The sequence below is a fragment of the Flagellimonas sp. genome (assembly GCF_965601775.1).
In the GTDB taxonomy this organism is placed as follows: Bacteria; Bacteroidota; Bacteroidia; order Flavobacteriales; family Flavobacteriaceae; genus Flagellimonas.
In genome coordinates this window covers 3,558,434-3,580,137 of sequence record NZ_OZ271837.1, presented here as the reverse complement: position 1 = coordinate 3,580,137, position 21,704 = coordinate 3,558,434, and the positions used below count along the sequence as shown (strand labels likewise).

Here is a 21,704-nt window from a genome sequence, read left to right as displayed (position 1 = left end):
TCTTACCCAAAAAGCTGTGAAACTACATCTTCAATTTTGGAAACCAAATGCACCTGAATATTTGGGTTCTTTAAGCCAATTTTATTGTTTTTGGAGACATAAATGGTGGAGAACCCCAACTTTTCAGCTTCCAAAATACGTTGGTCCACGCGTTGCACTGGTCTTATTTCTCCGGCGAGACCGACCTCCGCCGCGAAGCATACCCCTTTTTCAATGGGAATATCTGCATTGCTGGATAAAATGGAAGCCATAACAGCCAAATCAATAGCAGGGTCATCCACGGAGATGCCGCCGGTAATATTTAAGAATACATCCTTGGCCCCTAATTTAAAACCGGCTCTTTTTTCAAGCACAGCTAGTAGCATATTTAATCGTTTGGCATTAAATCCAGTTGCGGAGCGCTGCGGGGTACCGTATACTGCGCTGCTCACCAGAGCTTGGATTTCAATAAGCAAAGGACGCATCCCTTCCACCGTTGCTGCGATGGCAGTACCACTTAAATCTTCATCGTTTTTGGAAATAAGCACTTCGGAAGGATTATTGACTTCTCGAAGCCCACTTCCCTGCATCTCATATATTCCCAATTCTGCAGTAGAGCCAAACCGGTTTTTGAGTGAACGTAAAATGCGATACACGTAATTCCTGTCTCCCTCAAATTGCAGCACGGTATCTACCATGTGTTCCAAAATTTTGGGGCCTGCAATATTCCCGTCTTTGGTAATATGGCCCACCAAAATGACTGGAGTATGGGTTTCCTTGGCAAATTTGATAAGCTCTGCAGTGCATTCCCGAATTTGGGAAATACTTCCTGCGCCAGAATCCACATAATTGGTATGTAGCGTTTGAATGGAGTCAATGATAACCAAATCAGGTTCCAGTTCGGAAATCTGCTGAAAAATGTTTTGGGTTTTGGTTTCCGTAAGAATAAAGCAGTTCTCACTATTTGGGAGTATTCGGTCCGCCCGCATTTTTATTTGCTTTTGACTTTCTTCTCCAGAAACATAAAGTGTTTTAAAAGGAAGCTTCAAAGCGATTTGCAATAGCAATGTACTCTTTCCAATACCGGGTTCGCCACCCAACAAGGTCAACGAACCAGGAACCAATCCACCACCCAGTACCCGGTTAAACTCCAAGTCTTGGGTATTTAATCGCAGTTCTTTTTCTTGGGTGATTTCAGATACGCGGACAGGTGCGCTAATTCGTTTTGAGGGATTGGAATTGGCTTTCCAAGCAGGCTTTTCTTCCTTTTGAATCACTTCTTCAACAATGGTGTTCCATTGTTTACAGGAGGTACACTGCCCCACCCACTTTGCGTATTGGGCGCCGCAATTCTGACAAAAAAAAGCAGTTTTGGTTTTAGCCATTAACTCTGGGTTAAGGGCTAAAGATAGTACAAAGTACTATATTAAATCTTGTGAATTAATATCCGAAATCCGCTTTGAGGGCGTCGATTTTATCTAGGGCCATATCCTTGGTCAGAAAGTCAATTTCTTCCAATTGAAAAGCCTTTTCGAAAGTCTTGAACGCTTTCTTGGGTTCGCCCAGTTCCTCGTAATATTCTCCTTCAAAATAGAATCCCATCATGGTATCTGGATACTGTTCTTTACAAACCTCTGCCAAGGGTTTTAGCGATTCAAAATCATCCTTTTTGAGGCAACCCGCATAAATGGCCATGATATCATTAAGCTCTACTTGCTTTCGATATCCCAATAATTTTTCAATTCTATCATAGCGTTCTTCCAAATATTGAAAAACAGGTGCATCCGAAGTCAAAATCTCCGTTTTGTATTCCTTTGGACTGATCGGGCGGAACATTCTAAACACATTGTCGAATGCTTTACTGATGCCGTAGGTCGCGATGGATACGTGGTCGGCATCATCATATTCATCAAAAAAGTAATGCAAGGTTTCTTTGTTGATAGATTTTATCGCCGTATTCATTTGAAGAATTTGTTGGCGATTCTCAGTATTTTCCTTTTCTAAGATAAGATTGTAAAAGAGTTCTTGGTCCAAGTCCGAAAGACGAGCGGGCACACGACTCTCCATGTCAGTAGCTAAAACTGGGGAGATAATCACATAGGAATTGAAATACGATTTGTCCTTAAAAAGAAAGTAATTGCCAAAGTTGGCGGTAATATCGTAACCCACAAACATTTTAAACGGAGCGACATTGTAGTTAGTTTCTAGGTAAGGAATAAGCTCGGTCCCCAAAAACTCATAGAATGCAGCACCCTTCTCGGTGGGAAGACCAGATGTCTGGTCAAAGTCGCAATCATCCCAGCGAAGGTCGTTTTCAGATTGGTGAATTCCTACCACAATAGCCTCGGGCATTCTGCTATGGGTGCCATACACTTTGGAGTTGGCCACAACGATATCGAAAAGATAGTCCGCATCGAGGACCACGATTAGGGGATACTTTTTGTCCTCAGAATAATCCTCAGGAAAGTAATAGGACACGTCCCTTCTTTCCTGAAGTTTGAAGGATTCAAAGATTTCTTTTTTTACCTGCCCAAAAAGGTTTGCGCAGACTATACTGCAAAGCAGAAATACATATTTTTTCATTCGGTTAAGTTTTGCGTTGGCCGGGGTCTACCGATTTCTATTCAATAACGGTAGTATAATAAAGGATATTGCCCCAAAAACGACGACCATGAGGGTTTGCGAAATCCACATGATCCAACCAAATGCATCTCCGGATACTGAACTTATGCCATAAATGCCCAAGGCCGCACTGACAGCAATAGGATAAAGTCCTATTCCACCATTAGTAGTGGACATGGCAAAAGCCCCGCCAATAAAGGCAACCAAGAGTTCACTCAAGGATAAAGATTGGGTTTCTTCAACGGTGTATTTGATGACCCAAAACATGGCGATGTATGCCAACCAAATGAAAAGCGTGTGGAGAATAAAGGGCCACTTTTTTTTCATCTTGAAAACACTCAGTACACCATCAAGAAGACCCTTCAGAAAGACTTTAACCTTTTGGGCGATTTTGGACTGTGATTTGCGAATGACCCATATGGCAAAAAACAATCCCAGGATACCCACAGCCAAAATGCCAAAAGCACCTATGAGATTGACCCCATTTTCGTTCAAAAAGTCCAAAATAACATCCGTTTGAAGGGCAAGGGTAATCAAAACCACCAAAAGAAGCATCAACAAGTCAATTACCCTTTCGGTTACGATGGTTCCAAAACCTTTTTCAAAAGGAACGCCTTCATACGTGGTCAGTGCGGTTGCCCTTAAAAATTCACCGGATCTCGGGATGCCCAGATTGGCAAAATAGGAAAGGAGGACAATAAAAAGGTTATTTCGGATTTTAGGACGATATCCCAAAGGTTCCAAAAGATAATTCCAGCGAATAGCTCTGGATAAATGGCTCAAAATTCCAATACAAACCGAAATGATTACCCAAAAAGAATCTGCATGGGTGATATAGTAAAGGATTTGTTCCCGTTCTTCAGGGGATGTGGAATAATACGAATACCAAACCAAAAAGAGCCCAAAAGCTATGGGCACAAAAATTTTCAGGAATTTCTTGAGAAAAGGGCTCAAAATTAAGTTAGGAGATTGGTCTCTTCATTCGGGAAAACAAGTGCTGGGTTAAAAGATCTAGCTTCTTCAATACCCATCCAAGCATAGGTTATCAATATTAAAACATCTCCAACGGCCACCTTTCTGGCAGCGGCACCATTCAGAGTAAGTTCCCCAGTTCCACGAGGCCCTGGAATAGCATAGGTCTCAAGTCTTTCTCCGTTATTATTGTTGACGATTTGCACTTTTTCACCTCGAATAATATTGGCAGCGTCCATCAAATCTTCATCAATGGTAATACTACCAATATAATTGAGGTCAGCTCCAGTGACCTTAACCCGATGTATTTTTGATTTTACAACTTCTACCTGCATGGCGCTAAATTAATTAATTGAGTTTAAGATTGTCTATTAACCGAATATCATCCGCATAAACGGCAATAAAGGCTCTATATTTTTTATTGTTTTCCTTTTTATGAATTGGGCTTAAGGTTTCTTCATCAGAAATACTAAAGTATTCCAGCTTGAAGTCCTCATGATTCTCAAATTGAGAGACTACCCAATACACTATGTTTTTTGCACTTTTCGTGCCAAACTTAACTTTGGCAGTTTTCAGTGTTTCATAAATGAAACCAGCCTTTTGTCGCACTTCTTGGCTCAATCTTTCATTTCTGGAACTCATGGCCAAACCGTTGGGTTCCCTTTCAATGGGACAGCCAATGATTTCTACAGAAAGATTTTGGGTTTTCACCAGTTTTTTAATGATTTGAAGTTGCTGAAAATCCTTTTCCCCAAAATAGGCTTTGTCAGGGCCTACAATTCTTAAAAGTAGCTCCACAATGGTGCCTACACCCTCAAAATGACCCGTTCGGTACTTTCCCTCCATCATTTTATCCAACCCATCAAACTCATAGGTTTTGGAACGTACTTGAGAATCATACACATCGGCAATAGAAGGTGCAAAAACTATGATTTCCTCTGAAAGTTTTTTTAAAAGCTCAAGGTCGTTATCCAGACTTCTGGGATATTTGTCCAAATCCTCTGGGTTGTCAAATTGGGTAGGATTCACAAAAATACTGACAACCACCTTGTCATTTTCTGAAATTGCCTTTTTTACCAAGGAAAGATGCCCTTTATGTAATGCACCCATGGTGGGTACCAAACCTAAGGTTTGATTGTGGTTTCCTTCTGTATCGAGGAAAGCAAGCATGTCTTTTTTTGTGTAAAAAATTGGCATCCTGAGTATTAAAAGCGTGCAAAAATACTATAATTACTGGTAATCAGCATAATTTTTGTACTTTTGCAGCTACGTTTTTTCGATAAGCAAAAACAAGGATTTATGAATGGAAAAAAGATATTGTTTGTATCTTCTGAATTAGTGCCCTACCTCCCTGAGAATCAAGTATCTTTAATGTCTTATGAAGCCCCAAGAATGGTCAACAGCAACGGTGGGCAGATACGTATTTTCATGCCTAGGTATGGTAATATAAATGAGAGAAGACATCAATTACATGAAGTAATTCGCTTGTCAGGAATGAACTTGGTGATCAATGACATGGATATGCCTTTGATTATTAAAGTAGCTTCCATTCCCAAAGAACGTATTCAAGTATATTTTATAGACAACGACGAATACTTTAAGCGAAAAGCCACCTTTGAGGACCAGGATGGAAACCTGTTTCCGGATAACGATGAGCGGGCCATATTTTTTGCCAAAGGAGTGGTTGAAACGGTAAAGAAATTAAACTGGTCTCCCGACATCATTCATGTCCATGGATGGATGGCTTCTTTGCTACCGCTTTACTTGCGAAAGTACTATGCCGATGAACCTTTGTTCGCAGATAGCAAGGTGGTTTTGTCCGTCTACGAGAATGGATATGAAGGAGAGCTGGACAAGGGTATGATTGAAAAGATTAAGTTTGATGGAATTTCTGAGGATAACATTTCAGCATTATCCCAGCCCGACTATAATAATTTGTTAAAGGTTGCTACCGATTATTCCGATGCCATTATTTTAGCCTCGGAAGGTGTGTCGGAAGACCTAAAAACGCATATTGACAACTCTTCCAAACCCGTTTTGCCCTATGTTTCACTTCAAGAGGCAGAAGAGGCTTACACCAATTTCTATAAAACAGAGGTTCTAAAATAGAAGTACATGAAAATTTTGAAAGGGATTAAACCTTTGGCAATTGTCATGGTTTTTGCGACAATGCTGTTTTCTTGCGAAGAAGAGCTCAGAACCATTGGCGAGGGCGTAATCGCCGGTGAACCATTCACTACAGGCAGGGAAGTTTACGATGTTTTTGCATTCAATAAAGGAGTACAGGCGGTGCAAACCAATAGATTGCAATTATATCAGTTAGGAACTTATAACGATCCCATATATGGTACAAGAACTGCCAGTATTGTTTCCCAAGTAACATTACCTTCTCGGCAGGCAAATCCAACTTTTGGAGATTTGTCCCAGGAAACTGAAGACAATGCAGATAACGATGATAGCGTATCCACTATTCCGGAAGAAGAGACGGTTGTGGAGGTACGGTTGTATTTGCCTTTCCAGCTTCCGCCCACTTCCCAAAGGGATTCTGATAATGATGGTGTGGAAGACCAGTTTGATGACGATCCAGACGACCCATTTTCAGATTCTGATAATGATGGCGTAAATGACAATGACGAAAGAATATTGGGTTCAAACCCTTTGGATGCTTCAGAAGATGGTAGTGGAGATGATTTTGTTCCCAATACGTTTCCAAGACAATTCGATTTGGATAGCATTTTCGGGGACCTGGATGCCGGTTTCAATCTGCGAGTGGCGCGGTCAACTTTCTTCCTTCGTAATTTGGACCCCAATTCCAACTTTGAGGAGGCCCAAGAATATTTTTCCAATCAAGATTTTTCAGGATTCGAAGGAGAAGTACTTTATGACACCGCAACAGCAGGCCAAGGCCCTCTTCGGATAAGCAATGAAGAAATAATTATGTTCAATGAAGAGGATGATCCGGATACAGAAATAGATGAGACAACGCAAGTGGAGTCTAGAATGAATCCAGGCATTTTGGTACCGTTGGATAACGATTTTTTCCAAACCAATATAATTGACAAGGAGGGCGATATCGAGTTATTGAGTGAAGCTAACTTCAATGACTTTTTTAGAGGATTGCGACTTACGTTGGAGGCTGTAGAGTCCATGGATATGGATCCAGACCTGATGTTTTTATTCGATTTAACCCAAGCCACCATTACAATTACGTACACGTTTCAGGATTTTGATACCGTGGAGGATGAAATAGTGACAGTGGAAAGGGATTATACCTTGAATCTATTGCAAAACCTCAACAATCAACTTGTCGGAAATGCGGTGAACAGCTTTGAGGATGATATACTACCAGGAAATATTGCCAGTCAGCTGGATACTGGGGAAAACGCCTCTAGGATTTTTCTCAAAGGAGGAACAGGATCTATGTCCGATGTACTACTTTTTGGGGATGAAGAAGCTACGTTGGGAAGAGGGCAGACCTTTATAGAACAGATTAGAGCCAATAATTGGATAATCAATGAAGCTAATTTGGTCTTTTATGTAGATAGGGAAGAACTGATTGCCGCTGGAGGAACTATAGAACCACCTAGATTGTATTTATACAATGCAGAAACAAATCAACCCATATTTAATGGGTTTACGGACCCTGACCCTTCCGAATTGTTTGAGCCTTTGACGATTTTTCCCAGTTATGATGGCATTTTAGAAAGGGAAGGAGGGACAGGTCTTCGATACACCGTCAGGATTACGGATCATATCAACAATATTATTGTAAGGGATTCTGCTAACGCAAAACTGGCATTATCAGTATCGGCTAATATTGGACTACCCTTTGTGGCAGAAGGGATAGGTACGGTAGAGCCCGAAATAGATGTTCCCTTTATGTCTACCATCAACCCCTTAGGTACCGTATTGTTTGGTAGCAATGTATCTGCTTCTGAGGAGGATAGAAGGTTGCAGCTCGAGATTTTTTATACCGAGGCCAACTAATACCTTTTGTGGAGTTTTTACGTTATATAACCCAACGTAGTATTATTTTTACATCCAGCTTTATAAATTTGCGTAACATTTAGAGTTTTAATCACCAATAAACTTTTTCTATGTGTGGAATTGTAGGGTATATAGGGTATAGAGATGCCTACCCAATCATAATCAAAGGATTACAAAGACTGGAATACCGGGGATACGATAGTGCAGGTATTGCATTATATCATGATAGCCAAATTGTGGTATCGAAAACCAAGGGAAAAGTAGACGATCTTAGGGAAAAAGCTGAAACGCACAACAATGTCGAGGGCAACTTAGGATTGGGCCATACCCGATGGGCGACTCACGGGGTTCCTAACGATACCAATTCCCATCCACATTATTCGAATTCTGGGGATTTAGTGATTATCCACAATGGGATTATAGAAAACTATGAGTCCATTAAAAAAGCGCTAATTTCAAGAGGGTACGAGTTCAAAACCGATACTGATACTGAGGTACTTATCAATTTAATAGAAGAGGTAAAGAAAAAGGAAGGGGTAAAACTGGGCCAAGCGGTACAGATTGCCCTTAATCAAGTCGTTGGTGCATATGCCATTGCTGTTTTCGATAGAAATAAACCAGATGAAATAGTCGTTGCAAAATTAGGAAGTCCGTTGGCCATTGGTATAGGAGAAAATGAATACTTCGTTGCGTCGGATGCTTCTCCATTTATAGAGTTCACTAACAACGCCGTATATCTGGAAGATGAAGAAATGGCCATTATCCGATTGGGGAAGGAAATCAAGTTGCGTAAAATAAAGGATGATGCCATAGCTTACCCTGACATACTGGAACTTCAGCTTAACCTTGAGGAAATAGAAAAGGGAGGGTACGACCACTTTATGCTCAAGGAAATTTACGAGCAGCCAAGAGCTATTTTGGATACCTATAGGGGGCGTTTGCTCGCTGATCAGGGAATCATTAGAATGGCGGGGATTGATCAGAACCTGGAAAAATTCTCAAATGCCAATAGAATTATCATCGTGGCTTGCGGAACATCGTGGCATGCAGGATTGGTCGCTGAATATATTTTTGAAGACTTGGCCCGTATACCTGTTGAGGTTGAGTATGCCTCGGAGTTTAGATACCGAAATCCAGTAATTACCGAAAATGATGTTCTTATTGCTATCTCACAATCTGGGGAAACAGCAGATACCTTGGCAGCTATAAAATTGGCAAAGGAAAAAGGAGCTTTTGTTTTTGGTGTCTGTAATGTGGTTGGTTCATCCATTGCACGAGAAACCCATGCTGGGGCCTATACCCATGCGGGACCCGAGATTGGTGTAGCATCGACAAAAGCCTTTACTACACAAATAACCGTACTCACACTAATTGCACTTAAACTGGCCAATGAGAAGGGTATCTTCTCATCACCACAGTTCCATGAGTTTTTAACAGAACTAGAGAATATTCCGGCTAAGGTTGAAAAAGCTTTGGAGTCCAATGATCTTGTTTCGCATATTGCAGACATCTACAAAGATTCCACCAATTGCCTCTATTTAGGGAGGGGATACAATTTCCCAGTTGCCTTGGAAGGAGCCTTAAAATTAAAAGAAATCAGTTACATCCACGCAGAAGGTTATCCTGCTGCGGAGATGAAACACGGGCCTATAGCGCTAATCGATGAACAAATGCCCGTAGTGGTAATTGCCACCAAAAAAGGGCATTACGAAAAAGTCGTAAGTAACATTCAAGAAATTAAGTCAAGGAACGGTAGGATCATCGCCGTGGTCACTGAAGGGGACAAAACGGTAAAAGAGCTTGCAGATCATGTTATCGAGGTTCCAGAAACCACCGAAAGCCTTACTCCATTGTTGACCACCATACCGCTTCAATTGCTGTCGTATCATATTGCAGTAATGCGAGGTTGCAATGTGGATCAGCCAAGAAATTTAGCCAAGTCGGTTACTGTAGAGTGACCTTGATAAAATCGATGAAAAATGAAAAAGGCCCTATTTATAGGGCCTTTTTTGTTAAAATGACAGCAAAACCCATATTTTTCTAGCAAAAAAGTATTATGCATGCATAATTTTTTTCAATTTTGTGTCAACCGAGCCAAAAAAAATGTATATTCCACATCCAAAGTTTTACTCGTACTTAAAACTAATTTAACTCTAATTCAAACTAATGAAAAAGCTTATAATTTTTTCCATGATGCTATTTGGAGCAGCTACTTTTGCCCAAACTACAGTGACTGGAAAAGTAGTTGATGAAAACAATGAGCCCATTCCAGGAGCTAATGTGGTCCTGGTTGGAAAAGCGGAAGGAACAACGTCGGATTTTGACGGTAACTTCACTTTCAATACTTCTGAAGTACCTCCATTCCAATTGCGAATAACCAGTATTGGCTTCTCTGATTTTGTTGCTGACGTTACCGCTAACAATCAGACATTATCCATAACGCTAAGAGAGTCTTCCACGATACTGGACGAAATTGTTATTTCAGCTTCTAGAACTCCTGAACGAATCTTTGAATCACCGGTATCCGTAGAACGGTTTGGACTTAAAGACATCAAGAATACCACAGCGGAATCTTTTTACGGTGGTCTCCAAAACTTGAAAGGGGTTGATATCAACACCAATAGTTTGACTTTTCAATCCATAAATACCAGAGGTTTTGCCACTTTCGCAAATACCAGATTTCTACAGCTAGTGGATGGGATGGACAATTCAGCCCCAGGTTTGAATTTCGTTTTGGGAAATTTAGTGGGTATGTCCGAGTTGGAAGTGCAAAGTGTTGAAATCCTGCCTGGAGCATCATCAGCTTTATACGGTGCAGGTGCCTTCAACGGGATTCTGTTCATGACCAGTAAAAGTCCTTTTGATTTTGAGGGAATTAGTTTTTATGCTAAAACGGGTATAACTTCCCAAGAAGCTGCTGGAGACAATCAATATTATGATATAGGAATTAGGGCGGCTCACGCCTTCAGCGATAAATTTGCGGTAAAGGCTAACCTCTCTTTCTTGCAGGGGGAAGATTGGCATGCCGTCCGGACTGACGACATTCTTAGACCAGGTGCGGATAGAACCAATCCTGCATTTGATGGATTAAACATTTATGGAGATGAAGTTTCTACTATTCTAAACTTTGACTCTGCTGCCGGTTTACCCGCAGGAACCATAGGATCGGCAGAAGTTTCGCGTACAGGATATGAAGAAAGGGATTTGGTAAACTATGGAGCACAAAGTGTAAAAACTGACTTTTCTGTGTTTTACAGACCCTTTGCAGATGATTTTGAAATTATATACCAAGGAAGAATCGGTAGGGGAAATACCATTTATCAAGGCGCCAACAGATATGCCGTAAGAGCATTTAACCTTCAACAGCATAAGATTGAGTTAAGGAATAAGAATTTTTTCTTGCGCGGATATATCGTTTCTGAGAATGCAGGGGATTCCTACGATACTCGATTCACAGGAATCAATATCAATAGAAGCTGGAAAGGTGACACTCAATGGTTCACAGATTATGCTGCGACATATATACCGACCTTTTTAGGAGGAATTCAGCAGGGAGGACTTTCCAGAGAAGAAGCTTCCACCGCAGCACATGCTGCCGCAAGACAGGCAGCCGATACGGGTAGGTTGATTCCTGGGACACCTGAATTTCAAGCAGCCTTTGACAGGGTTACCGCTGATGGAGACCTAACCACAGGTTCGCGTTTTATCGACAATACCAAGTTCCGACATGTAAATGGTAACTATAATTTGGCGCATTTGATTAATAATTGGGCTGATATCCAAGTGGGAGGGTCGTTTAGAGAATATGAACTGAATTCTCAGGGAACGATTTTTACCGATATTGATGGACCCATTACCTATAATGAGTTTGGCGCTTACGCTCAGTTACAAAAGAAATTCTTGGATGATAGACTAAAATTTACTGGTTCGGTGCGTTATGACAAGAACGAATTCTTTGATGGCTTCTTTTCCCCGAGGGTAGCCTTAGGGTATACCGCAGGAGCGAATAGAAATCACAATATTAGGATTTCAGCGCAGCAAGGATTTAGAAACCCTACGACTCAGGATTTGTTTATTGGGTTGAATGTGGGTTCTGCTACATTAGTAGGTTCAGCCCCTGATAACTTGGATAGGGATGTTCGGACTTTCAACGTTACTCCTGATGGGCAAAATCTGATTGGACAATCCACGGTGGATATTGTGGGAAGAGCAGCTTACGAAAATGCTTTCTCTGTAAGTTCGGTATTGAGTGGAGCACCAGAAGCTGTTACTACACCTGTTGTGCAACCGGAGGAAATCACAACCTTCGAAGCAGGATATAGAGGACAGATAGGGAAATTCACCATAGATTTAAGTGGATATTACAACCGCTACAGCAATTTTATTACTAATTTGAATGTAATCGTGCCATTTTATGGAACGGCTGGAGACAACGGGCTTTCTCTTCTTGCATTACAAAATGGCGATACGGAAGTGTACCAGACCTATACTAACCTTCAGCAAGATGTGGATTCTTGGGGAGGTACAATAGGTGTCGATACCAAAGTATTAGGAAACTTTGATTTGGGGGTAAATTATACTTACGCCAACTTTGATTTTGATAGGGAAAGATTCCCAGATTTCTTGACAAGTTTTAACACCCCAGAGCATAGAGTAAAAGCTTCTTTCGGAAATACGGAGTTGTTTAAGAATTTTGGATTCAATTTCAACTACAGATGGAGTGATAGCTTTCTATGGGAAGCCACATTTGCAGTGGGCGACGTTCCAGCCTACTCGGTTTTGGATGCTCAAATCAACTACTCGGTTCCCAGTATAAAGTCAGTATTTAAGGCGGGAGGTTCCAACCTTTTGGCTGATGAATATTTCCAGGCTGTAGGTACTGGTTTGATAGGTGCTATTTACTATGTTTCATGGACTATCAACCCCTAAAAAAAGACTTTAATTAAAAGATAAGGCGTTGATAAAATCAGCGCCTTTTTTATTGATGAAAAAAGGCTCTTTTAGTTTCTCTTTAAAGAAGTAAAAGTATATCTTTGCAGCCGAAAAAATCGAGAGATTTTTATCCTATTCAATTAAAAATTAATAGAGTAATGTCTAAAGTTACAGGAAAAGTTGCCCAGATTATTGGACCGGTTATTGACGTAGAATTTGAATCCGGAGTGGAAATCCCAAAGATTTACGATTCTTTGGAAATTGATAAAGAAGACGGTTCCAAATTGGTATTGGAAGTACAATCCCATATTGGTGAAAACACGGTTAGAACGATCTCTATGGATTCCACAGATGGATTGAGCCGAGGAGTTCAGGTAAATGCTACTGGTAATGCCATCCAAATGCCAATCGGCGAGGATGTATATGGACGACTTTTCAATGTAATTGGTGACGCTATCGATGGTCTTGAGGACTTGCCAAAAACTGGTGACAATGGTCTGCCAATTCACAGGGAAGCCCCAAAATTTGAAGAACTATCCACTTCTACGGAAGTTTTATTTACCGGAATCAAGGTAATCGATTTGATTGAGCCTTATGCGAAAGGTGGAAAAATTGGTTTGTTCGGAGGTGCCGGTGTAGGTAAGACCGTATTGATTCAGGAATTAATCAACAACATTGCGAAGGGTCACGGTGGACTTTCTGTATTCGCTGGAGTAGGTGAAAGAACTCGTGAAGGAAATGACTTGCTTCGTGAGATGTTGGAATCTGGTATTATTAAATACGGAGATGATTTCTTGCATTCTATGGAAGAAGGTGGATGGGATTTGACCAAAGTGGATAAAAAAGCCATGAAGGAATCCAAAGCAACATTCGTTTTCGGTCAGATGAACGAACCTCCAGGAGCTAGAGCCCGTGTGGCACTTTCTGGATTGACAATTGCCGAATACTTCCGTGATGGTGCGGGAGATGGACAAGGAAAGGATGTACTTTTCTTCGTGGATAATATTTTCCGTTTTACCCAAGCAGGTTCTGAGGTATCTGCACTTTTGGGTAGGATGCCATCTGCGGTAGGATATCAGCCTACATTAGCGACAGAGATGGGAGCGATGCAGGAAAGAATTACATCAACCAAAAAAGGTTCGATTACTTCGGTACAGGCGGTTTATGTTCCTGCGGATGACTTGACTGACCCTGCCCCAGCTACAACTTTTGCTCACTTGGATGCAACTACAGTACTTTCACGTAAAATTGCAGAGCTTGGTATTTATCCTGCGGTGGACCCATTGGACTCCACTTCTAGAATTTTGACCCCTGAAATCTTGGGTAATGAGCATTACGGATGTGCACAGCGTGTTAAGGAGTTGTTGCAGCGCTATAAGGAACTTCAAGATATTATTGCCATATTGGGTATGGAAGAGCTTTCAGAAGAAGATAAATTGGCTGTAGGTAGAGCACGGAGAGTTCAACGCTTCTTGTCACAACCTTTCCATGTAGCAGAGCAGTTTACTGGTATTCCTGGAGTTTTGGTTGATATTAAAGACACCATAAAAGGATTCAACATGATTATGGATGGTGAATTGGACCACCTTCCAGAATCTGCCTTCAACCTTAAAGGAACCATCCAAGATGCTATTGAGGCTGGTGAGAAAATGTTAGCTGAAGTTTAATAGGTATGTATTTAGAAATTGTATCCCCAGAAGCAACCCTGTTTTCAGGAGAAGTAACCTCGGTTATGGTACCTGGAATTAATGGAGAATTTCAAATGCTTCAAAACCACGCACCTATTGTTTCTTTGTTGGGAGAGGGTGACGTTAAGGTTCAGGGTTCTATTGAAATCCATGAAGACTTTCAGAATAAGTTCAAGCAAGGTGCCAATGGAGAGACTTTACTTTCCATCACCAGCGGAACGGTGGAAATGAAAGATAACAAAGTCATTGTCCTAGCTGACTAAGTTTACGAACATCATATTAAGAAATAAAAAAGCCGCTTTTAAGCGGCTTTTTTATTGCAATACAATTAACGACCAGTCTTTACCATCTGAAGCGTAGTTTTTTAGCGCGACAAACCCGACGGCGTTATGAGCCTTCATGGAACGTTGGTTTTTTGTGTCAACTTCAGTAATGATGGTGTCAAACCCAGAAGGTAAATTGGTTTGCATTGTGGTATATAGCTGTCGAAACAAACCCTTTCCTCTATGCGTTTTGGCGACACAGATTTGTCCCATCACCATATAGTTGTTTCTATTTTGTACTACCTGATTGATTTCATGAAACATAGGTCGAAGTATTTCAATACTCTGCGCAAATTTGGGATGCATGCATAAAGCGTAGCCTACCACTTCTCCATTTTCCACGGCGATAATATGAGGACACATATCATTCATTTCCTTTAGTAGCTCAAAGGAATGTTCTACTGTTAGAAAACCATCCTTGGTCATCTCATCAGGAGATAAATTTTTAGGTAGGTTTTGTTGTTGCAACCTTAGAATTTGCTCTAATTCTTCAATTGTGGAAGCTTGTTTATATACAATCATTACCAACCTATTTCAATAAAGATAGTACTTTTGAAACATGCCAAATTTTCCAAAAAAACTGGAGAAAAAACTTCAAAAGAGAAGAGTAGAAAATGCTTTCAGGGAATTGCCCCAAAAGCAAGATTTGGTGGATTTTTCTTCCAACGACTACCTGGGATTGGCTAGGTGCGAACGGATTGCGGAAAGTGCCCAAAAACTTCTGGAACAATCCAAAATAAAACAACACGGGGCTACTGGTTCTCGATTGTTAACAGGGAATCATCCGTTATATTATGATTTGGAAACCCACCTCTCCGACTATTATGCATCAGAATCGGCAGTTGTTTTTAATTCAGGTTATGACGCCAATATAGGGTTGTTTTCATCAGTTCCGCAAAAGGGAGATTTTGTTTTCTACGATGAACTAATTCACGCCAGTATTCGTGAAGGCATTCTAATGAGTAATGCAAAAAGCTACAAATTTGACCATAACGACCTAGAGAGTTTAAAAAGTAAAATCAAAAATTCACTCTCTGCTGAGGTTAGGAATCCCAATACCGAGGTTTATATTGTTACGGAGTCGGTTTTTTCTATGGATGGAGATACTCCAAACTTAAAGGAGTTCGCTGCGTTTTGTGGCGAACAAAATTTCCATCTTATTGTCGACGAGGCACATGCGGTTGGCGTTTTTGGTAAAGGGCTTGTGGAAGAGTTTGGAACCTCGGATGCTGTTTTTGCTAAGATTATCACTTTTGGAAAAGCCCTGGGCTGTCATGGAGCCGCCATATTAGGAGGTAAAGGACTTAAGGAGTATTTGGTGAATTTTGCCCGTAGCTTGATTTACACCACTGCCTTACCCCCGCATGCCCTTGCATTGATTCTGGAAAGCTATGCTTTTTTGGACGAAAATGGTTCTAAAAGAAGGGAGCAGCTTCGGGCCAATATTGAATTTTTTAAGGCGGAAATCCAAAGATTGAATCTTGCGGATAGTTTTATTCCAAGCGATTCAGCAATTCATTGTATGTTAGTTCAAGGAAATGAAAAAGTGAAAAAGCTTTCCAAAACTTTGAATCAAAAGGGGTATGATGTGATGCCTATTTTGTCGCCTACAGTAAAGATAGGTGAGGAGCGACTACGCTTTTGTTTGCATTCCTTCAATACTAAGAAAGAAATTGAAAATGTACTTAAAACGATTAGAGAGCATCTATGAATAAGGAACTGGTGACCTTAGGGAGTTTTGAATTTTTAGCTGACGTCCAAATAATCAAAGGTAAACTGGAGTCCGAAGGAATAACCGTGATTTTAAAGGATGAGAATACCGTGTCTATTGACCCATTTGCGAGCAATGCTTTGGGTGGGATTAAATTACAGGTCTATGGTTCGGACAGGGAAAGGGCACAGGAAATCTTTAATGAAGTACGAAATTATGCAGTGGATGAAAACGGTGATTTGATTGTTTGTCCCAATTGCAAAGCCACAAAATCGGAGGTGTATTATTCCAGGAAGGGTATTTTTTATAAGCTCTTTCCTTTTTTTGAGCCCAAAAAATATAGATGCCTCAACTGCAACTTTATAACAAAACCTAGCAAATGACCATTTTCGTAACAGGTATATCCACTGAAGTAGGAAAAACGATTGCCTCGGCGATTGTGGTAGAAGCTTTGGAAGCGGATTACTGGAAACCCATACAATCCGGGGATTTGGACCACTCCGATAGCCACAAAATTGAAAAACTTGTTTCCAACGCAAAAACCAAGATTCACCCCAATGCCTATGCTTTGCAAACCCCGATGAGCCCACATGCCGCTGCGGAAATTGATGGAGTTGAAGTGGAATTGGAAAAAATAATTCCACCCATTACTGAGAACCATCTGGTGATTGAAGGGGCTGGCGGTTTGTTGGTGCCGTTAAATGAAAAGGACACCATTAATGACCTTATAGAAGCCGACTACAAAGTAATTGTGGTTTCTCGCCATTATTTAGGAAGCATCAACCATACCCTCCTTACCATAGAAAAACTCCAAGAGAGGAATCTGGATATTGGCATAATTTTTAGTGGGAATGAACATCCAACCACAGAGGGTATCATATTAAACAAAACCAAAGTTCCTTTCCTGGGAAGGATAAACGAAGAATCCACTTTTGACAAGGAAGTCGTGAAGAAATATGCTGAAGAATTTAGAGCCGCACTTTTGTCATTCTAATCGCTGATAGATAAGTCCCCGGCCAATTGTTTCCTTTAGTATATAATGCTCTTCCAAATAGGAGTTAATATATGCATTCAGGTCTTCAAACTTTTTATCAAAAATTCGCTTTCCCTTTCGGGCTATCACTACCTTGGGCTTAACTTTTTCAAGAATATGCCTTAGTTCCTGCAAGGATGTTTCCCTTGGATTTTTCATATAAGGGAACAGCTCTTCGCGGGCAATATTGCTAGGATGTGTTGAGGCGACTGTTGGAGGTGTCGCATCCAGCATCCAATACCCAATATGGTATTCAGTAAAAAAGATAGATTGACCTTCTAACTGGTTATCGAGAATATATTGGGGAACTTCAATCCCTTCTCCATTAAAAAAAGTTCCTTTTTCCACTTTAGTGGATACTATATTGCCATATTCAAGATATGCTTCCATTGGCACAAAAATGAGAAGTAATAATAGTGGTTGGTACTTTTTCTTGATTTCAGGAAGCTTGCTAATGGCAATTCCCACAGGAATCAAAATAAATGGATAAATCTGAATCAAATAATGCCCATTGACCTTCCCAGCTTGGACAAAGGATAAAATTATTCCAGAAAAAACAATAACAAGAACTTGAATGCCAACATGGCCATAGTCCAAAAGCCTTTTCTTGTAGGTGCCATAATAGAATAGAACTGTCAAAAGTACTAGAGGTAAAACTTTTAGAGGGGAATGTTGCTTGCCTTCCGAGTAGGCGATGGGGGCTTCAAAAATGGATTCCCACCAAATATCAAATTTCCCAACTAAGTAATAGGGAAGAGCCGTTAACCCTATCAATAAAATTGTCCCAATCCCCATCAGAAAAAGTCTAGGGATTCCGTTGGAATATTCTTTGTGCTTAAAAATGGACCACAAAAGATAAATTCCCAAAGTCAGAAAGGGATAGGCCATATTCAACTTGGACATGACAGACAAACCAAAAAGAACCCCAACCAATAAATGCCAGACTAAATGCTTTTTTGAAATCAAAAAATATACACCCGCAATAAAAAAAGCGACGCTAATATGTTCGGACATCACACCTTGTAGACTTCCAAAACTACTTTGAAGAAATACACAGGCCATGGCACACCAAAAACTAACTTTTTTCGAGGTGATTCCCAAGCCAATCAAGTAGGTGAACAGTGCAGTTAAAGCAACCAGCAGTGTCCCAAAAAACCGGATGGCAATAAAACTCTTACCGAAAATTTTGATAATAGTCGCAAAAAACAAAAAGGTTATAGGGGGTTTTAAATCCCATAACTGGGTATATGGTAAAAAACCATCAACCCAAGATTGCCCCATAAGGATAAACGTACTCTCATCCCTATCAATGTAGTCTCTGAAGAAAAAGGGAAATCGAATGAAAAATGCTGCAAAAAACAGAAGGAGTAACACGGTTTTCCAATTCAATTTCCGATAATCAGGAGTTACAACGCTAAGGATTTTATCGAACAAGGGAAGGGCTGGGTTTTTGGCGATTAATTGTCATCTTTGCAAGATAGAAAAATGAAGGTTTGAAAAATCCGGTAGCCTTGGAAAAATTAGTCGATAGGGACAAAACCCATATATGGCACCCGCTTACCCAACACAAGACCGCCCATCCCCCTTTAGGAATAGTAAAAGCGGAAGGAGCACTGGTCTGGGATGAGGAGGGGAAAAGTTATATCGACGGGATCGCTTCTTGGTATACGGCCATGTATGGACACTGTCACCCAAATATAGTGGAGGCTATGACCCGGCAGATGAAAAATTTGGATTTTGTCATGTTCAGTGGGTTTACCCATGCTCCTGCAGTAGAATTATCTGAAAAATTGATTGAAATTCTTCCTGGCAATCAGGTGAAGATTTTTTTCAATGACAATGGTTCAACTGCAATTGAAGCCGCCATTAAAATGGCTATTCAATACCATCACAATAAAGGTGAAAAAAGAGATACCATCATTGCTTTTGAAGATGGATTTCACGGGGATACCTTCGGTGCCATGTCCGCATCGGGAATATCAAGCTATAATGGACCGTTTGAAGATTTTCTATTAAAAGTGATTCGTATTCCCGTACCAACCGAAGAAAACTCAACAGAGGTTCTGGAACTTTTGGATACAATTCTTTCTGAAAATCAATGCTCTGCCTTTGTTTTTGAACCTTTGGTTCAGGGAGCGGCTGGAATGAAGTTCCATTCTGCTGAGGGACTAAGCCAAATGATTGGCAAATGTCAAAAAGAAGGGGTTCTCTGCATAGCAGATGAAATTATGACTGGTTTTGGAAAAACAGGGAAAAACTTTGCTTCAGAAAACTTGACCCATGCTCCAGATATTATTTGTTTGAGTAAGGCACTTACTGCAGGTATGTTTCCTTTAAGCATTACCAGTTGTACCCAAGCTGTTTTTGACGCCTTTTTGAGCGATGAGGTTTCCAAAGGGTTTTTCCATGCGCATACGTATAGCGCGCATCCTCTAGGTTGTGCAGCAGCTTTGGCCAGTATCGAGCTATTGAATTCAGATGAAATCATGGAAAGAAGAGCATATATTACTCTGCAACATGAACAATTCGTAAGCAAAATAAAATCGCACCCAAGTGTGAAGGATGCTAGAAGTATGGGCGTAATTTTTGCATTGGATTTGGCTGTAGAGACTAACCGTTATGGTTCACTTCGAGATACATTGTATCAGTTTTTTATGGACCAAGGGGTCAATCTTCGGCCCTTAGGAAATACCATCTATACTTTACCCCCCTACGTAATTGCCGATGAGCAATTGCAACGCATTTATTGGGCAATAGAGGGGGTACTTGAAATAGTTTAAAAAATGAAAAATTACTCCAGAAGGTTTACTGAGGCATCGCTTATTTCAACGCGTATTTCTCGATAATTCCACGTATCACCTTCACCATAGGCATCAATATAAAGCGTACCGGAATCCTTTGGACCTTCAATAGGGATGACCATCTGAGCCTCTTTTTTCCCATTTTTCCAACTGATATTGCCTTGCACCATACCCACTTTTTCAATAGGGGTGCCCAATAAATCAACTAATTGTTCATCGTTGTTTATCAGCTCAAAGGCATATTCATAGGGTTGCGAATCTTCCATCAGCCTAGTCACCCCAAAAAAGAGTGAGGCAAAGAACACAATACAGATAATGATAAGCGTGAGACAACCTCCTACTGGTACAACCCATTTCCAATTTCTTTTCCACCAACTAGGTTGGGGTACCAGTTCGTTGTTCATTGTTCTCAAGTTTATCTGTTTTATGAAGATAAGAACTTTTATTTTTGCCCGAATTAGATTCAGTGTTGAAGAAACCAATTTCCATAACCGCGCTTTCATCAATATCTTCTTTGGGGAGTAATCCTTCTGAGATTTGGGATTCGTATCAAGAAACAACCCATGGATTTGCCCAAAAAAACATTAATGGCAAAAAGGTATGGGTTTCAGAGCTTAGCGAAAATCAAAAGAGAGAAATAGCGGACCTTAGAAATTCGGATGCCAAATATCAAGCTCTGGATGATTCCGTTTTATTTGCCATCCAAACGGCAAGAAAGGCGATTGCAGATGCGGGTTGGAGCGAGAACAGCAATTTTGGCATCAATATAGGATCCTCGAGAGGTGCCACCTCACTATTTGAGAGCTATTACCACGAGTTCTTGGAAAAAGGCAATGTTTCCACCTTAGCGTCCCCAACGACAACCTTGGGAAACATTTCATCATGGGTCGCACATGACCTTAAATCCAATGGTCCAACCATATCACATTCCATAACTTGTTCCACAGCCCTTCATGCCATATTGAATGGAGTGGCATGGATTCAAAGCGGAATGACAGATAAGTTTTTAATAGGGGGCAGCGAAGCTCCGCTTACCTTATTTACCATTGCACAAATACAAGCTTTAAAGATTTATTCGCGATTGGAAGCACCATACCCTTGCCGTGCATTGGATTTGGAAAAGAAAACAAATTCCATGGTTTTAGGAGAAGGAGCGTCCATGGCCTGTTTAGAACAAGGAGTACAAGCCAAACGATTGGCAAAAATTGAAGGGATAGGATATGCCACAGAACCTTTGACACATAATGTTTCTATTTCTACCGATGCCCAATGTTTTCAGGATTCCATGGAGATGGCTTTGAATGGGATATCACCTGATGAGGTAGATGTAATTGTGCTACATGCCCCAGGCACGATAAAAGGTGATTTGTCAGAATACAAGGCTATTCAAAAAGTTTTTTGTAACAAAACTCCGTTTTTGACTACCAATAAATGGAAAGTAGGACATACTTTCGGAGCTTCGGGAATGCTCAGTGTGGAAATGGCTATACTGATGCTTCAACACCAAGAATATTTACAAGTCCCTTTTGCGCAACAGAAAACGCCGTCAAAACCCATGGAGAAAATCATGGTGAACGCGGTAGGTTTTGGGGGCAATGCAGTGTCCGTACTTCTTTCCAAATAATATGGAAAAGGTTTAAGCTAAAGCCTTATCTT

General features: G+C 40.7%; 19 protein-coding genes. 11 read left to right on the top strand and 8 right to left on the bottom strand.

The features are described 5' to 3' along the window. Positions 1 to 2: 2 nt before the first annotated feature. The 5 genes from radA to panC are packed head-to-tail and all read right to left on the bottom strand — an operon-like array spanning position 3 to position 4,770. Positions 3 to 1,364, bottom strand: coding sequence for a DNA repair protein RadA (gene radA, locus ACSLUF_RS16495; protein ID WP_435623760.1), 1,362 nt, complete (start codon positions 1,362 to 1,364; stop codon positions 3 to 5). Positions 1,365 to 1,419: 55 nt separating this feature from the next. Then, positions 1,420 to 2,562: an alpha/beta hydrolase gene (locus ACSLUF_RS16490; RefSeq protein WP_435623759.1), complete on the bottom strand. Its 1,143-nt coding sequence runs from the start codon at positions 2,560 to 2,562 to the stop codon at positions 1,420 to 1,422. 27 nt (positions 2,563 to 2,589) lie between these two features. Further along, complete coding sequence (locus ACSLUF_RS16485; protein WP_435623758.1) at positions 2,590 to 3,555, bottom strand: lysylphosphatidylglycerol synthase transmembrane domain-containing protein; 966 nt, start codon at positions 3,553 to 3,555, stop codon at positions 2,590 to 2,592. Between the two features lie 2 nt (positions 3,556 to 3,557). Continuing rightward, a complete protein-coding gene (panD, locus tag ACSLUF_RS16480; protein WP_435623757.1) occupies positions 3,558 to 3,908 on the bottom strand; it encodes an aspartate 1-decarboxylase in 351 nt (116 codons plus the stop codon). Positions 3,909 to 3,921: 13 nt separating this feature from the next. After that, positions 3,922 to 4,770, bottom strand: a complete 849-nt coding sequence (gene panC / locus ACSLUF_RS16475) for a pantoate--beta-alanine ligase (protein ID WP_435623756.1) — start codon at positions 4,768 to 4,770, stop codon at positions 3,922 to 3,924. 102 nt (positions 4,771 to 4,872) lie between these two features. On the opposite strand from panC, the gene ACSLUF_RS16470 reads away from it, so the two are divergent. The 6 genes from ACSLUF_RS16470 to ACSLUF_RS16445 all read left to right on the top strand — a co-directional run bounded on the left by ACSLUF_RS16470 (position 4,873) and on the right by ACSLUF_RS16445 (position 14,443). After that, positions 4,873 to 5,682, top strand: a complete 810-nt coding sequence (locus ACSLUF_RS16470) for a glycogen/starch synthase (RefSeq protein ID WP_435623755.1) — start codon at positions 4,873 to 4,875, stop codon at positions 5,680 to 5,682. Between the two features lie 6 nt (positions 5,683 to 5,688). Then, the gene (locus tag ACSLUF_RS16465; RefSeq protein ID WP_435623754.1) at positions 5,689 to 7,560 is read left to right on the top strand and encodes a DUF4270 domain-containing protein; all 1,872 of its coding nucleotides are present in this window, start codon (positions 5,689 to 5,691) and stop codon (positions 7,558 to 7,560) included. A 110-nt stretch (positions 7,561 to 7,670) separates the two neighbouring features. Then, entirely contained in the window at positions 7,671 to 9,518 is a 1,848-nt protein-coding gene (gene glmS / locus ACSLUF_RS16460; protein WP_435623753.1) for a glutamine--fructose-6-phosphate transaminase (isomerizing), read from the top strand. 208 nt (positions 9,519 to 9,726) lie between these two features. Then, positions 9,727 to 12,489, top strand: coding sequence for a TonB-dependent receptor (locus ACSLUF_RS16455; protein ID WP_435623752.1), 2,763 nt, complete (start codon positions 9,727 to 9,729; stop codon positions 12,487 to 12,489). 161 nt (positions 12,490 to 12,650) lie between these two features. Then, positions 12,651 to 14,159: a F0F1 ATP synthase subunit beta gene (atpD, locus tag ACSLUF_RS16450; protein WP_435623751.1), complete on the top strand. Its 1,509-nt coding sequence runs from the start codon at positions 12,651 to 12,653 to the stop codon at positions 14,157 to 14,159. 5 nt (positions 14,160 to 14,164) lie between these two features. Then, entirely contained in the window at positions 14,165 to 14,443 is a 279-nt protein-coding gene (locus tag ACSLUF_RS16445; protein WP_435623750.1) for a F0F1 ATP synthase subunit epsilon, read from the top strand. A 51-nt stretch (positions 14,444 to 14,494) separates the two neighbouring features. On the opposite strand, the gene ACSLUF_RS16440 is transcribed toward ACSLUF_RS16445, so the two are convergent. Beyond that, a complete protein-coding gene (locus ACSLUF_RS16440; protein WP_435623749.1) occupies positions 14,495 to 15,025 on the bottom strand; it encodes an N-acetyltransferase family protein in 531 nt (176 codons plus the stop codon). A gap of 37 nt (positions 15,026 to 15,062) precedes the next feature. On the opposite strand from ACSLUF_RS16440, the gene ACSLUF_RS16435 reads away from it, so the two are divergent. Genes ACSLUF_RS16435 through bioD form a run of 3 tightly spaced genes read left to right on the top strand, consistent with a single transcriptional unit; the run spans position 15,063 to position 17,208 of the window. Next, a complete protein-coding gene (locus ACSLUF_RS16435) occupies positions 15,063 to 16,214 on the top strand; it encodes an aminotransferase class I/II-fold pyridoxal phosphate-dependent enzyme (protein WP_435623748.1) in 1,152 nt (383 codons plus the stop codon). Next, positions 16,211 to 16,597, top strand: a complete 387-nt coding sequence (locus ACSLUF_RS16430) for a DUF2007 domain-containing protein (protein ID WP_435623747.1) — start codon at positions 16,211 to 16,213, stop codon at positions 16,595 to 16,597. Before ACSLUF_RS16435 ends, ACSLUF_RS16430 begins: the two co-directional genes overlap by 4 nt. After that, a complete protein-coding gene (bioD, locus tag ACSLUF_RS16425) occupies positions 16,594 to 17,208 on the top strand; it encodes a dethiobiotin synthase (RefSeq protein WP_435623746.1) in 615 nt (204 codons plus the stop codon). Before ACSLUF_RS16430 ends, bioD begins: the two co-directional genes overlap by 4 nt. Here bioD and ACSLUF_RS16420 read toward each other — a convergent pair. After that, complete coding sequence (locus ACSLUF_RS16420) at positions 17,200 to 18,681, bottom strand: ArnT family glycosyltransferase (RefSeq protein ID WP_435623745.1); 1,482 nt, start codon at positions 18,679 to 18,681, stop codon at positions 17,200 to 17,202. The two genes, bioD and ACSLUF_RS16420, sit on opposite strands and share 9 nt — an antisense overlap. A 59-nt stretch (positions 18,682 to 18,740) precedes the next feature. Here ACSLUF_RS16420 and bioA point away from each other — a divergent pair, with 59 nt between their 5' ends. Beyond that, positions 18,741 to 20,027 (top strand): adenosylmethionine--8-amino-7-oxononanoate transaminase, encoded by a 1,287-nt coding sequence (gene bioA / locus ACSLUF_RS16415; protein ID WP_435623744.1) that lies wholly within the window; start codon positions 18,741 to 18,743, stop codon positions 20,025 to 20,027. A gap of 11 nt (positions 20,028 to 20,038) precedes the next feature. On the opposite strand, the gene ACSLUF_RS16410 is transcribed toward bioA, so the two are convergent. Next, positions 20,039 to 20,452 (bottom strand): cytochrome c oxidase assembly factor Coa1 family protein, encoded by a 414-nt coding sequence (locus ACSLUF_RS16410; protein ID WP_435623743.1) that lies wholly within the window; start codon positions 20,450 to 20,452, stop codon positions 20,039 to 20,041. Between the two features lie 65 nt (positions 20,453 to 20,517). Here ACSLUF_RS16410 and ACSLUF_RS16405 point away from each other — a divergent pair, with 65 nt between their 5' ends. Then, complete coding sequence (locus ACSLUF_RS16405) at positions 20,518 to 21,672, top strand: beta-ketoacyl synthase N-terminal-like domain-containing protein (protein ID WP_435625849.1); 1,155 nt, start codon at positions 20,518 to 20,520, stop codon at positions 21,670 to 21,672. The last annotated feature ends 32 nt before the right edge of the window (positions 21,673 to 21,704 follow it).